This is a genomic window from Selenihalanaerobacter shriftii, from assembly GCF_900167185.1.
In the GTDB taxonomy this organism is placed as follows: Bacteria; Bacillota; Halanaerobiia; order Halobacteroidales; family Acetohalobiaceae; genus Selenihalanaerobacter; species Selenihalanaerobacter shriftii.
Map to the genome: position 1 here is coordinate 1 of NZ_FUWM01000027.1, position 15,403 is coordinate 15,403.

Annotated in this window: 12 protein-coding genes; all 12 read right to left on the reverse strand. The window is 34.5% G+C overall.

All coding sequences use genetic code 11. The annotated features are described in order from the left end of the window. Window positions 1-243: 243 nt before the first annotated feature. Window positions 244-936 (reverse strand): hypothetical protein, encoded by a 693-nt coding sequence (locus B5D41_RS12290; RefSeq protein WP_078810952.1) that lies wholly within the window; start codon window positions 934-936, stop codon window positions 244-246. A 342-nt stretch (window positions 937-1,278) separates the two neighbouring features. Continuing rightward, window positions 1,279-2,304, reverse strand: coding sequence for a hypothetical protein (locus tag B5D41_RS12295; RefSeq protein WP_078810954.1), 1,026 nt, complete (start codon window positions 2,302-2,304; stop codon window positions 1,279-1,281). Between the two features lie 303 nt (window positions 2,305-2,607). Next, window positions 2,608-3,690: a site-specific tyrosine recombinase/integron integrase gene (xerA, locus tag B5D41_RS12300; RefSeq protein ID WP_078810955.1), complete on the reverse strand. Its 1,083-nt coding sequence runs from the start codon at window positions 3,688-3,690 to the stop codon at window positions 2,608-2,610. Window positions 3,691-4,018: 328 nt separating this feature from the next. Further along, window positions 4,019-4,588 (reverse strand): orotate phosphoribosyltransferase, encoded by a 570-nt coding sequence (pyrE, locus tag B5D41_RS12305; protein ID WP_078810957.1) that lies wholly within the window; start codon window positions 4,586-4,588, stop codon window positions 4,019-4,021. Between the two features lie 169 nt (window positions 4,589-4,757). Further along, a complete protein-coding gene (locus B5D41_RS12310; protein WP_078810958.1) occupies window positions 4,758-5,672 on the reverse strand; it encodes a dihydroorotate dehydrogenase in 915 nt (304 codons plus the stop codon). Continuing rightward, a complete protein-coding gene (locus tag B5D41_RS12315) occupies window positions 5,665-6,462 on the reverse strand; it encodes a dihydroorotate dehydrogenase electron transfer subunit (protein WP_078810959.1) in 798 nt (265 codons plus the stop codon). The genes B5D41_RS12310 and B5D41_RS12315 overlap by 8 nt, the downstream gene beginning before the upstream one ends. Before the next feature lie 26 nt (window positions 6,463-6,488). After that, window positions 6,489-9,701, reverse strand: a complete 3,213-nt coding sequence (gene carB / locus B5D41_RS12320) for a carbamoyl-phosphate synthase large subunit (RefSeq protein ID WP_078810961.1) — start codon at window positions 9,699-9,701, stop codon at window positions 6,489-6,491. Window positions 9,702-9,752: 51 nt separating this feature from the next. Further along, window positions 9,753-10,847, reverse strand: coding sequence for a glutamine-hydrolyzing carbamoyl-phosphate synthase small subunit (gene carA / locus B5D41_RS12325; protein ID WP_078810962.1), 1,095 nt, complete (start codon window positions 10,845-10,847; stop codon window positions 9,753-9,755). 26 nt (window positions 10,848-10,873) lie between these two features. Next, window positions 10,874-11,830, reverse strand: coding sequence for an orotidine-5'-phosphate decarboxylase (gene pyrF / locus B5D41_RS12330; RefSeq protein ID WP_078810963.1), 957 nt, complete (start codon window positions 11,828-11,830; stop codon window positions 10,874-10,876). A gap of 12 nt (window positions 11,831-11,842) precedes the next feature. Then, a complete protein-coding gene (locus B5D41_RS12335) occupies window positions 11,843-13,132 on the reverse strand; it encodes a dihydroorotase (RefSeq protein ID WP_078810964.1) in 1,290 nt (429 codons plus the stop codon). Further along, a complete protein-coding gene (locus B5D41_RS12340) occupies window positions 13,113-14,054 on the reverse strand; it encodes an aspartate carbamoyltransferase catalytic subunit (RefSeq protein WP_078810966.1) in 942 nt (313 codons plus the stop codon). Before B5D41_RS12340 ends, B5D41_RS12335 begins: the two co-directional genes overlap by 20 nt. Window positions 14,055-14,135: 81 nt before the next feature. Further along, on the reverse strand, window positions 14,136-15,377 hold the full coding sequence (locus B5D41_RS12345) for a uracil-xanthine permease family protein (protein ID WP_078810967.1): 1,242 nt from the start codon (window positions 15,375-15,377) through the stop codon (window positions 14,136-14,138). Between the last annotated feature and the right edge of the window lie 26 nt (window positions 15,378-15,403).

Here is a 15,403-nt window from a genome sequence, read left to right on the forward strand (position 1 = left end):
CAGAAATATCAAACTTGCTTGGCGTACTAACGTTCCTGGTGTTTACGACGCTCATCAAAGCCCGTCCAATCTCATTTAAGCATAGTAATTCCAATTGTAAACCCTAACCAATTTTGCATAATTCATCACTAAGACTACTATTATGCACTGTGCTTAGTGTCGTAAATGCCATGTTATGTGATGTAGGGGCAACCCCCACGAAAATAACATTCAACAAATATTATCCTAGCAACATAATATTATCTAATTAATTGTTTGTACTAATTTTTTAACTTTATCAATAAATGGAATATAACCTGTAACAATAGTTATTATAGTACCTATAAGTCCTACAAATGTTAAAACAAATGATAATATCTTAGTAATAATATTTCTAGATAATTTATTATACGTTCTATATTGAATTAATCCTGTCCAGTATGAAAACGAGATAGGAAAAGTTACTATTGACCTAATACCCTCCCGAATCCAAATCAACGGATTTTTTATTTGGCTAAAAAGATCATCTAATTCTGTATCTAATGCTCCTATGTAAGTTAGTATAACATCATCAATCGCTAATATTTCATCTCGTATCATTCCTCTACCTAATCTTAAATCACCAAACTGATTATAGAGGTCCCTAATAGTTCCTATTCCATTAACAATAAGTTGATAATTCTTAAACGCATAATTTGCTCCAGCAGGTTTATAAACTTTTGCTACACCATAATCACCTATATCGTTTTGCATCTTAGCAGAATTCAATTTTAACCATTGATATAATTCTCCGTTGAATTCATTATCCAAAAGACTATTACAAAATTCTCTATATTTTTCTAAAAAAGCATCCGCATAATCTCTTCTTTTACTTGTTTTCCATGCTGTAAAAATTAATGTGACCAATCCCCATATACCTATAAGAACTAGTCCTATAATAGCCCATACCCTTTGCATTTGCTAATGCTCCTTTCTTCTCATTGCCTTCACTAGTACTTACATCTCTAAATTAAATTTCCCCTATTTCATTATGACAATCATTAAAAAACGTCCGATTCCAATTTAAATATAGCATTTCTCATTATATATCCCGAACAAACAATCTTGCGTAAGTTATTACTAAAACTACATTATACACTATAGGCGTCCCAAATGGCATATTAGGCGCTCGTAAGGATACATCAAAATCCAAAATTTCTAATATAATAAATTTTGCTATTTATTATACTTTAACAAAATTAAAATTGATGCAAAAATGATCATTATAAATATAAGCTACTATTCTTTGAAGCAAATAAATTAATGTTTAAAGGAAGATTTTGCTTTTTCTACAAACCACTTTTTAAACTGTTCATATTTATCTGCGTTATAAATTTTATCGGCACTAAAAGTATAAAAATAACCATGTCTTGAAAAATAAATCCCAGTTTTATTAATTGTAAACTTATTTTGAAAATCAATCAAAGTTAAATAACCAACTAACTGTCGCCAATGCCTGGCAGTAAAATTTAAATTTTTAGTTGTCTTTACATCAATCAAGATATCATCAATTATTATATCAGCATCTGCTCCATTTACTAACCTTGACGCTTCACCAAAAGTAGGATTTAAAAATACTTTTTCTACTGAATTATTTTGTTTTGGAATTACGCTATATAAGTTTTTCAAATCCTCAATATATTCTTCTTTATATTCTCCTAAAGTTTTATTAAACCCTCTTCCTCGATAATAATCATCTATCTTTGCCAAATCTATAACTGCTTCAATTACCTCTTCTATCATTTTTCCATCTTCTATATACTGATTATATACTTTTTCTGCGTTCAAAATTGAGCTAAATGTTTTACGAAACCTCTTTTCAATTATAGGAGAACATTCTAATTTTCCGTCAATTGTAATATACTTAATTACATTATCAAAATTAATCTTATCATGCTCTATATTTCCCCAATGGATAAGTCCATCAAGATTTTCTACTCCAGGTATCTCTTCAAAACCTTTCATATCAGGAAGTACTATACCCATTTCTTCCAAAAAACTATTTGCATCATGAATATGCACATTTGATATTTCAGTAGATAATAAAAACAATGAATTGTGAGCAACCCAAGAAGAATTTTCAGCTTTATCTTTATATTTAGATTTCAAATAAAATCTAAATAAATAATCAAATGCAGTTCCTACTAACATATAATCTTCTCTATTATATGTTTTTGGTGGTTTTGCTTTTATTTTTATATTACCTTGTGAAAACGAAGGTTTATTAAAAAATTTATCGATATTATCTTTCACATCAGTTTTCTTTATAAAACGAGTCAAAGACATTATTTCCTCACCCTTTTTGTTTTTTTAGCATATTTTGAATTTAAAATTATTAAATACTTCTTCAAATATCATTTATTTTCTGAATAATCCTCAATTGAATTAATATAATTTTTTATAATTACTCCAAGCCCAAAGATAATAACTAATAAATTAATACTATAATATAAACTCTCTTTTAACTTGCCCCTATGTCACATAACTTATTTTTTACGACGTATGTCGTATATACCTCATTATTATTATATATTACCGACATTAGTGTCGCTAATATCTTATATCAATTGTCTTTCTCTCTGCAATTACTTAAACTAAATCATCCAATGGACTTCTTATATTCCCAATATTTTTATTACTAACATGTGTATATATTTCTGTAGTCTTCGAACTTTTATGTCCTAGCAATTCCTGTATATATCTCAAATCTACTCCATTCTCTAATAAGTGAGTTGCAAAAGAATGTCTTAAAGAATGAATAGAAACATTTTTTCGAATATTAGCCTTTCTACATGCCTTTTTAAAAACTCTTTGTACACTTCGTTCTGTTAAATGCTTACCTTTCTTTCCTCCAGGAAAAAGCCATTCATCCAAAGAATATCTTTTAGCATATTCTCTTAATACTTTAAGTGCCTTCTCTGAAAGCAGAGTGTAACGATCTTTTCTTCCTTTACCTTGTTTCACCCTAACCAGCATCCGATCACTATCAATATCATCTGCTTTTAAATTAACAACTTCACTTACACGTAATCCAGCTGAATATGTCAAGAATAATATTGCTCTATGCTTATAATTATCTATAGAATCTAATATCTTAATGACCTCTTGTTCACTCAATACAACTGGTAATTTTTCTTCTTTTTTAGGTCTTGTAAGATTAAATGTCACTTCTTCTTTCTGTAATACCTCTTTATACAAAAACTTAATAGCACTCAATGCTTGATTTGCATAAGAATGTGACGTTTTTTGTTGCTCCAATAAAACTAATAAATATTTACGTACATCCTTCTGCTTTAATTTCTTAGGATGTTTTTTATGAAATTTTATAAATCGCTTAATATGTCCTAAATACACATCTATAGTCTTTGGACTATATCCTTGCAATTGAATTTCTTCTTTCATTTCTTCAATCAGATTTTTCACTGATCTACTCTGCAAAATATTATCTGAAGCATTACCAATATTCAAAGATTTATCTACCACAATTTCTTCGTTAGAAAAAAGGTTAAAAAATTTATTAATAGCTTCTTCTGTATAAGGAATAATCCACACTCTCTCTTCTGGACACCAACGTTTACCTGCAATTTTCTTAACCTTTTTTACTCTTTCAGATGAATACTCAAACTTAATAACGAGTTCATCTTCGTCCTCTTCTTGAATATGTACCACCATACTACCAACCTCTCTTAAATATAACTATCTTTTTTAAAGCTCCCTAATGTATTATTACTATACAATATTACAAATCACCTGTTTCAAATTTAAAAATATACCGTATTTTTACATATAACGAGTTAAGAGCGTTCAATTACGAACGCTCTTAATAACACTCTATTAAATTCATCCCACCCAGCCTAAAAAACAGGCTGGGTGTGAACCTACGTAATCCTCTACTTTCTAGTTTGCAAGCTTGGTGCTAGGTTCTCATCCCATCCAGCCTAAAAACCAGGCTGGTTGTGAACCTATGGCAGCTTCTACCTTTTAACTTGAAAGCCTGGTGCTAGGTTCTACTACCGGGTTTTGTAATCTCTGCTCCTTCTTTACATAATGGACATTCTTCCGGGTCATAAGCTTCTACTTCTAATGTAAGTAATGCTTCCTTCTGTACACCAAAGTCAATTTCTCCTCCGCTTCTATCTACTAAAATTCCTACTCCTATGACTTCACCGCCATTTTCTTCAACTACATCTATTACTTCTCTAACCGAGCCTCCAGTAGTAGTTACATCCTCTACTACCAATACTTTTGCTCCTTTAGGTATTGTAAAACCTCTACGTAATTTCATAACCCCTTCTTTTCGTTCTGCAAAGACTGCCTTTTTACCTAAGGCTGTTCCTACTGCATATGAGATAATAATTCCTCCGATTGCTGGAGCTATTACTAAATCTATCTCTTTATCTTCAAATCTTTTCCCTAACTCATCACATAATTCTTGAGTATATTCTGGATATTGTAATACTTGCGCACACTGTAAATACTGCTTGCTATGCTTGCCAGAAGTTAACTTAAAGTGCCCTTCCTGTAATACATTAGTCTTCTTAAAAATTTCAACTACTCTCTCTTTATCCATTAATAATCACTCCTAAATATTTTGTTGATAAGCTTACTAATTATAAAGCTTTTTTATTTTAATCTAAACTGAGTTAAAATCAATTTATATTCTGTTATATCAGTTTTATTTATTGCTCATTTTATCAGTTTCTTATCTTTAAGTCTGTGTCTAAAATTGTTAACTATTACTAATAAGCTAATCCAATTATCTCTTCCACTGATTCATAACCATTTTCTTCTAAGTAATCTTCAATTCCATCTATAATCTCCATACTCACACCTGGATTAGTAAAATTAGCAGTTCCTATCGATATTGCACTGGCTCCTGCTAATAAAAACTCAATTGCATCTCTACTATTCATGATTCCGCCCATACCGATTAACGGCACATCAACAGTTTGCGCCACTTGATAAATCATTCGTACTGCTACTGGTCTAATCGCTGGTCCGGATAAGCCCCCGATATTATTTGCTAGAATCGGCTTCTGACTTTCAATATCTATCTTCATTCCTATTAAAGTATTAATTAAAGAGATTATATCACTTCCGGCTTCTTCAACAGCCTTAGCTATCTCAGTTATATCAGTTACATTCGGTGATAACTTAGTAATTATCGGTAAATCAGTATTCTCTTTTACCGCTTCTACTACTCCAGCAGCCATTTCAGGCTCGGTTCCAAAGGCTAAGCCACCTTTCTTCACATTAGGACAAGATATATTTACCTCTAATGCCGCTACTCCATCTACCTTCGATAGATTTTCAGTTAATTCCTTATATTCATCTACAGTATTACCAGAGATATTTACAATCGTTTTAAATTCATAATCTTTAATTCGCGGTAAAATTTCATTAATGAAGTGATCAACCCCAGGATTCTGTAAACCGATAGCATTCAACATACCTGCCGGAGTTTCAGCAATTCTAGGAGTCGGATTTCCAGCCTTCGGTTTCAACGTAGTACCTTTGACCATAACTCCACCTAATCTATTTAAATCAACATAATCCTTATACTCTTCACCAAAACCAAAAGTTCCAGAAGCAGTTAAAACTGGATTCTGTAATTCTAAACCGTTTAAATCTACTTTCAAATTCAGATTACTCATCTAATATCACCTCATCCATGTTAAATACCGGTCCATCAGTACATACCTTTTTATATGCAAATCCATCATCATTCTGAACCTTTACCTTACATACACAGGATAAGCACGCCCCAGTTCCACAACCCATTCTTGCTTCTAGAGAAACTTGTACATCTATATCTTTATCTTCAATGACCGGTTCCATAGCTTTCAACATCGGTGTTGGTCCACAAGCAAATATCTGATCATATTCATTTTGCTTTAATTTTTCAGCTAAAAGCTCTGTTATATATCCTTTATAACCATAGCTACCATCTACAGTAGCAAACTTAAGTTCAGTAGCTAATTCTTTTAACTTAGATTCACATAAGATTTGATCCTGATTATTAGCTCCAATTAAAACTGTTACTTCCTTATTCAGCTCAACCAGCCGTTCTATTAATGCCATCAATGGTGCACTACCGATTCCACCACCGACTACCATTATTCTTTCTTTTAAATTGAATAAATCAAATCCATTTCCCAATGGTCCCATCAAATCTATCTCTTCGCCGCTCTCTCTTCGCGATAAAGCTTTAGTTCCTTTACCAAATACTCGATATAGAATAATTAATTCACCTTTTTCTTCATCATACTTATGAATACTAAGGGGTCTTCTTAATAACGGGTCTAACCCCTCAGTACATTTAACATGTAAAAACTGTCCCGGAACCAACTCTTCAATAATCTCTGGTACAGAGACTACCAGCTTATAATCTTGCTCATTAACCTGCTTATTAGCTAAGATCTTTCCCTTAGTCTGTAAGGGCATAATTAATCACCTCTCTCAATCTGAGTTTAACTCATATAATCTTGTAAAGCTAAATGTTCAAATCCTTCTTCACCTTCAAGCTTCATCTCTTCTAACACATGTAAGATAGCCTTAGTAGTATCTAAAGAAGTTAGACAAGGAATTCCATGTTCCACAGCATTTCGTCTAATCTTAAATCCATCTCGTTCTGGTTTTTTCCCTTTAGTTAAAGTATTAACTACTAAATCTATCTTATCTTCTCGAATCAAATCCACAACATGTGGTGACCCTTCGGAGATTTTATTAATGGCTTCAGCTTTGATCCCCATCTCTTGTAATGCCTGGGCTGTTCCATTAGTAGCTAAAATATTAAAACCTAATTCTGCAAATCTCTTCACTAATGGTATTACTTCATCCTTATCTTTATCTGCAATAGTCGCTAAAATATTGCCATCTTCTGGAATATCTATTCCTGCTGCTACAAAGGCTTTATAAAGAGCCTTAGCATAATCATAATCTACTCCTAAAACCTCACCCGTTGACTTCATCTCTGGCCCTAACGAAGTATCTACCTTCTGTAGTTTAGAGAAAGAGAAGACCGGCGCTTTTACTGCTACATGATCAGGTATTGGCCATAAGCCACTTTCATATCCTAAGTCTTGTAGTTTGCTACCTAACATTGCCTTAGTAGCCAGTTGGACCATAGGCACTCCCGTTACTTTACTCAAGTAAGGAATAGTTCGGCTGGAACGAGGATTTACTTCTATAACATAGACTTCTCCATCATAGACAACATATTGAATATTAACTAATCCTTTTACATTCAATGCTTTACCTAATTTAATTGTATAGTCGATAACTTTCTCTTTTTCTTGTGGGCTTAGTGACTGCTGCGGATAAACTGCAATACTATCTCCTGAATGGACTCCAGCTCGCTCTATATGCTCCATTATACCTGGAATTAAAACATTCTCTCCATCAGAAATGGCATCTACCTCTATCTCTTTACCGATTATATATTTATCTATTAAAATTGGATGCTCTGAAGAAGCTTTAACTGCATTCTCCATATATTCTAATAACTCTTCTTTTTTATAAACGACCTCCATAGCTCTACCACCTAGTACATAAGAAGGTCTTACTAAAACTGGATAACCGATTTCATCAGCCACTTCCTTAGCTTCATCAACCGAAAATACCGTGCTTCCTGTCGGTGTCGGAATATCTAACTTAGTCAATAGATTCATGAATTTATCTCTATCTTCAGCAATATCTATAGCTTTAACCGATGTTCCTAAAATCTCTACCCCAGCATCAGCCAATGGTTCTGCTAAATTTACTGCTGTTTGTCCTCCAAACTGAACTACTACTCCTTCTGGCTCTTCATGCTCAATTATATTTAATACATCTTCCTTAGTCAGCGGTTCAAAATATAATCTATCAGAAGTATCAAAATCAGTACTAACTGTTTCTGGATTATTATTAACAATGATCGATTCATATCCTTCTTCCCGGAGAGTCCAAGCAGAATGAACACTACAGTAATCAAACTCTATTCCTTGACCGATACGAATTGGTCCAGAACCGATTACCATTGCTTTCTTTTTTGGTGTTACCACTGATTCATTTTCCCGTTCATAAGAAGAATAGTAATAAGGTGTCTCTGCCTCAAACTCAGCAGCACAAGTATCTACCATCTTATATACCGGTTCTACTTCTTCTTCTTCTCTAAGGCTTCTAATCTCATCTTCATTTCTCTCTCTTAAGACTGCAATATCCTTATCAGAAAATCCTAACTTCTTAGCCTCCTGTAAAAGTTCAGAAGTCAACTCATCAGCCTCTTTAATCTTCTTTTCATAATCAATGATATTCTGCATCTTCCATAAGAAAAATTCATCTACTTCAGTAATATCGTGAATCCTATCAATCGACCAACCTCTTCTTAATGCCTCAGCTATAACAAAAAGTCGTTCATCATCAGCATCTACTAAATAATCTTCAATCTCTTCAGTTGACCATTCTTCACTCCCTGGTAGTCGTAAACTGTAAGCGCCAATCTCTAAGGAACGTACTGCCTTTAATAATGAAGCTTCAAAGAGTCTGTCTATAGCCATTACCTCTCCAGTAGCCTTCATCTGAGTACCTAATTCACGGTCAGCATAGTGAAATTTATCAAAAGGCCACCGTGGAATCTTAAAGACAATATAATCTAAAGCCGGTTCAAAACAAGCGTATGTCTTCTTAGTAATTGCATTCTTTATTTCGGCCAGAGTCATCCCCATGGCAATCTTAGTAGCTACCTTAGCAATTGGATATCCTGTCGCTTTTGAAGCTAAAGCACTGGAACGACTTACTCGTGGATTCACCTCAATAATGTAATATTGAAAACTATCTGGATTTAGAGCAAACTGCACATTACAACCACCTTCAATCCCTAATTCTCTAATTATCTTTAAGGATGAAGTTCTCAACATCTGATATTCCTTATCAGAAAGCGTCTGACTAGGAGCTACTACTATACTATCTCCAGTATGAATCCCTACTGGATCAAAATTCTCCATATTACAAACAGTAATACAATTATCAGCTCCATCTCTCATTACCTCATACTCTACTTCCTTCCAACCGGCAATACTCTTTTCAATCAATACTTGATCAATTAAGCTATGTTTTAATCCTCGGGAAACAACTTCATCTAACTCTGCTGGATTATCTGCAATTCCCCCACCAGTTCCACCTAAAGTATAAGCTGGTCTAACAATTATTGGGTAACCAATCCCTGCTGCTATCTCTTTAGCTTCCTCTAAATTAGCAGCAATCTTACTCTCTAAGACAGGCTCATCAATCTCTTTTAACATATCAATAAATTTATCTCTATCTTCCGCCTTCTGAATAGTCTCTAATGAAGTACCTAAAAACTCTATATCAAGTTCATCTAACAATCCTTTTTCAGCTAATTCCGAAGCAATATTTAATCCCGTCTGTCCTCCTAGAGTCGGTAATAAGCCATCTGGGTTCTCTTGTTTAATTATTTCAGCAACCACATCGACTGTTAACGGCTCTATATAAACCCTATCAGCAATATTTTGATCTGTCATAATTGTAGCAGGATTACTATTAACCAATATAACCTCTATCCCTTCATCCTTTAACGCTCGACAAGCTTGTGTTCCTGCATAATCAAACTCTGCTGCTTGCCCAATAATGATTGGACCTGAACCGATTACCATTACTCTATCTAAGTCTTTTCGCTTTGGCATTATTTGACCCCCTAATTATTTAATAGTTAGCTACTTTAAATAGTTTTAATCTTAACTTATCGCTTTGCATTCCTCTTCTTTAGCCATTAAATCAATAAATTCATCAAATAAATACTTTGAATCTTGTGGACCCGGTGAAGCTTCCGGATGGTATTGTACTGAAAACGCCGGTAAACTTCGATGACGAATCCCTTCTATAGTCCCATCATTTAAGTTTTTATGGGTAACCTCTGCTTTTTCTAGGTCTAATGACTCCTCTTTTATGGCAAATCCATGATTTTGTGGAGTAATGTAGACCTTCTCTGTCTTTAAATCTTGTACTGGATGATTAGCTCCTCGATGTCCAAACTTCAGCTTATAAGTGTCTGCTCCTAAAGCTATTCCTAAAATCTGATGTCCTAAACATATACCAAATATCGGCTTTTCATCAAGTAATTCCTTTACCGTCTCTACCGCATACGGTACATCCTGTGGATCACCTGGCCCATTCGATAACATAACCCCATCTGGATTAAAATTTAATATTTTCTTAGCAGACGTATCTGCTGGAACCACTATTACTTCACAACCTACCTCACTTAACGACCTAACAATATTCTTCTTAGCTCCAAAATCCATTAATACTACTCTATAACCATCCCCAATAAGTTCATAGCTCTCTTGGGTCGTTACTTCACTAACTAAATCTCGCCCAGAAAGTCCTGGAGCTGCTTTAGCTTTAGCAATTAACTCATCTTCTGAAGCTTGGTCAGTGGTAATAATTCCTCTCATAGTTCCGTGAATCCGTAATTTTTTAGTTAAAGCTCGCGTATCTATATCAGAAATTCCTACAATATTATTCTCCTTTAAATAATCATCTAACTTATTAAGTGACCTCCAATTACTAGGTTGAGCACAAAACTCTTTAACGATAAACCCATTAACATGTGGCTGAAAAGACTCTATATCATCTTCATTAATTCCATAATTCCCAATCAGAGGATAAGTCATCGTCACTATTTCACCTTTATATGAAGCATCAGTCAGAATTTCTTGATATCCAGTCATACTCGTATTAAAAACTATCTCTCCCCCAGTTTTATCAGTAGCTCCAAAACTCTTACCAACAAATATTGTGCCATCTTCTAATACTAATTTTGCTTCCATATATACATCCTCCTTTCACAGATTATCTACCAAGGTAACTTACCATACTCATCTAAAGTTTCATTAATATCATTTCGCATAGCTTTTACTGCTGCTTGTGAAGCCTCTTGATATTCCTCAGCCGAGAATTGCTCCTGCCATGGTTTCCGTTCATAAGCAAAGATAATTCCGCGGGCAGAATTAACAACAGCTCCATAACCATCTTCGTTAAAAGCTGGAATAACTTCTTTTGCACCAGCTCCCTGAGCTCCATAACCAGGTACCAAAAAGTATGATTCTTTCATTACTTCTCTCAACTCTTCAGCTTCTTGTGGATAAGTAGCCCCCACTACAGCACCTACGGCCGAATAACCGTTCTTACCTTTACTCTCTATTCTCCAATCATTAACTAATTCAGCCATAGTTTCATAAACCTTTCCGTTATCTGTCTCTAAATCCTGTAAGTCTCCAGCCGATGGATTAGAGGTTCTTACTAAAATGAAGATTCCTTTACCATAATCTTCACAGGAATCTATAAATGGTTGAATCCCATCTATCCCTAAATATCCATTAACCGTTAAAGCATCGGCTCCAAAACCAAATTCACTCTCTTCCCAAAAATCAACTTCTCCTAAGTAGCCATCAGCATATGCTTGAGCTGTAGAACCGATATCATTTCGTTTAGCATCAGCAATTACTAAAAGCCCTTTTTTTTGAGCATACTTTATCGTCTCTTCATAGGCTCTAATCCCTTGATGGCCATACTGTTCATAAAAAGCAATTTGGGGTTTAACGATTGGTACATGCTGATGTACAGCATCAATTATTCCTTTGTTAAATTTAATAAATATCTCTGCCACTGCTTCTTTAGTCTTACCGTACTCTTTAACTACTTCTTCTTTTATATGATCTGGAATTCGATTCAATCTAGGATCTAAACCGACACAAACAAAGCTTTCTTTTTCATCTATAGCTGCCTTTAATTTATCAGTAAAGTTAGACAATATAAATCCCCCTTATAGAATTTGATTATCCTTCATCACCTGTTTACCATTCACTATAGTTAACATAGGTTTGCCATATAACTTTTGATTAGCAAATGGTGTATTCTTGCCTTTAGAATAAAATTTATCTATATCAACTCTATATTTTTCATCCAAATCAATCACTGTCAAATCTGCTTCCTTTTCAACCTCTAATCTACCTTTATCTATATTTAAAACTTGGGCTGGATTAATAGTTAATTTCTCAATAGCTTCTTCTATAGTTAAAATCCCTGGTTTTACTAATTCAGTAATTACTAAGGAAAGTGCCGTCTCTAAACCTGAAATTCCAAAAGGCGCGTAATTGAATTCTACATCTTTCTCTTCCCAAGCGTGAGGTGCATGATCAGTTGCAATTACATCGATTGTTCCATCAACTAAGCCTTCTTTAATAGCCTCTACATCTTCGGCAGACCTCAATGGTGGATTCACTTTAATATTAGTATCAAAAGTTGTAATTTCTTCATCGGTTAGAGTAAAGTGGTGAGGTGTAACTTCGGCAGTAACCTCTACTCCTCTTTGCTTAGCTGCCCTAATTATCTCTACTGCCCCTTTAGTACTTACATGAGCAATATGCAAAGGAGTATTAGTCATTTCTGCTAATCTAATATCTCGAGCCACCATAATTTCTTCGGCAGCTGTTGGTATTCCTGGAAGACCAGTAATTGTTGAATAATATCCCTCATTTACTACGCCTTCCTTAACTAATGTTTCATCTTCACAATGAGTAATTACTGGTAGATCAAAAGCTTTAACATATTCCAAAGCAAGTCTCATTAATGAAGAATCTTTAACCGTTTTACCATCATCAGAGACAGCAACTATTCCTGCTTCAGCCATAAAGCCAATTTCCGCTAATTCTTCACCTGCCAATTCTTTAGTAATACTCCCAATTGGAAAAACATTTACTTTCGCGTTTGCTTTTGTTCTATCCATAATAGAATCAACTACTGTAGCATTATCAACAACTGGATTAGTATTAGGCATACAGGCTACAGAAGTAAAGCCACCGGCAGCCGCACTCTTAGTTCCACTTTCAATTGTCTCTTTATGCTCAAAACCTGGTTCTCTTAAATGAACATGCATATCTATTAAACCAGGAGTTACTATTTTATCAAGTGCATTTATCATCTCTGCTTGAGCATCTTCAATCTCTTCACTAATTTCTGCTATCTTACCATCTACAATTAGAATATCTAATTTGTCATTTAAACCATCAGCTGGACTAATAACTCTTCCACCTTTAATTAGTAGTCTTTTCAATTTGCTCACCTCCGGTTAATAGGTATAATAATGCCATTCTAATTGCCACTCCATTAGGGACTTGTTCTAAAATTACTGAGTCATTTCCGTAAGCAACTTCAGGCATAATCTCTACTCCTCGATTCATAGGTCCAGGATGCATTATCGTCACATCATCACCTACTAGCTTCAAAACCTCTTCATTTATTCCATAAAATTTTGTATACTCTCTTAAGCTAGGTAAGAATCCACCTTCCTGTCGTTCTAACTGAATTCTTAAAATATTTACTACATCTACTCCTTCTAATGCCTTCTGTAAGTCATAATAAACTTCTACTCCCATCCGCTCAATCTCTGGTGGAATTAAAGTTGGAGGTCCAGCTACTCTCACCTTAGCTCCTAATTTATTTAAGGCCCAGATATTTGATCTAGCTACTCTACTATGCTTAATATCTCCCACAATCAATACTGTCTCGCCTTCAATCTTACCTCTTTTCTCTCTAATGGTATACATATCTAATAAAGCCTGTGTTGGATGGGCATGAGAACCATCACCAGCATTTAAAACTGCAGCATCTATTGTTTCTGCTAATAAATGTGGAGACCCTGGAATGCCGTGCCGAATAATTACTACATCTGCTCCCATGACTTCTAAATTCATGGCAGTATCAACTAAACTCTCTCCTTTAACTACACTACTAGTAGACACTGATAAACTCATCATATCAGCACTTAACCGTTTTCCTGCTAAATCAAATGAAGATTTAGTTCGAGTACTAGGTTCATAAAAGAGGCTGACTACTGTCTTCCCCCTTAAAGTAGGAACCTTCTTAATAGACCGGGTAAATATCTCCTTCATAGATTCTGCTGTGTCTAAAGTTAACTCTATCTCTTCTTTAGTCAAGTCCTTTAAATCCACAAGATCCTTATGTTTCAAACTCATATTACCCCTCCTTTTTTTCTATAAAAACTTCTTTCTATAAAAAATTCCTTTAAAAATATTTCATGCTAAGCTTTCATTCTTCTATTCTGTTTCCTGAGGATTAGATTGAATACTTTCAGGTAATAAGATATTTAAGATAATTCCTACAATAGCAGCTAACCCCATACCTGCTAGTTCAACATCTAAACCTGGGATATTAAATGCTAACCCACTAATTCCTATTACTAAGATAGTCGAAACGATTACTAAATTTCTATTATTACTTAAGTCAACTTGGTTTTCAATTAAAGTCCTCAATCCTATGGCTGCAATCATTCCAAAGAGTAGGATTACAATTCCTCCCATAACTGCCGGTGGAATAGTTCTAATTAAGGCCCCTACCTTTTGAATAAAACTCATTCCTAAGACGAAGACAGCAGCGAATTCGATAACTACTGGATTGTGTACTTTAGTAATTGCTAATACTCCAATATTTTCACCATAAGTCGTATTTGGCGGTCCACCTAATAATGCTGCAAATGCTGTAGCAACTCCATCTCCTAATAAGGTTCTATGCAAACCTGGCTCTTCAATGAATTCTCTATCTACTGTACTACCTAAAGCTAATACATCTCCTAAATGTTCTACCATAGTTACAATTGCAATCGGTGCTATAATTAAGACAGCCGGTAAACTAGCCGAAAACTCACTTACACTCGGTAGCGAGAAGTTAGGCATAGCTAACCAAGCAGCTTCCTGTACCGGTGCTAAATCGACAATTCCAAAATAGAATGCAAATATATATCCAGAAATAATTCCGATTAAGATAGGAATTACTTTCAGTAATCCTTTAGCAAAAATACTAATAACAATGGTTACAGCCAGAGTAAAGATTGCTGTCGGTAAATGAGCAGATGCCATATCCTTAGCTGTAGGAGCTAAACCTAAACCGATGGTCATAATTACCGGTCCTACTACTACTGGGGGCAAATACTTCTCAATAAAATCTGTTCCAATCGTTCTAATTACTCCTGACATAAGTATATAAATTAAACCTGCAGTTAAACTCCCGATCATTGCCCCTGGAATCCCAAAAGCTTCTTTAGCCGCAATAATTGGAGCAATAAATGCAAATGATGAACCTAGGTAAGCCGGAACCTGCCCTTTAGTAATAACATGAAAGATTATTGTACCTACCGCTGAAGTAAATAATGCTACTGACGGATTCAAACCTGTCAAATTCGGCACTAATACTGTTGCTCCAAACATAGCAAACATATGTTGAATCCCTAAAATTACTTTTCTTGAAATCGGTAATTCCCCTGCTCTTAAACTCTTTTTCATTTTAATTCGCCTCCTATATGCTTTAA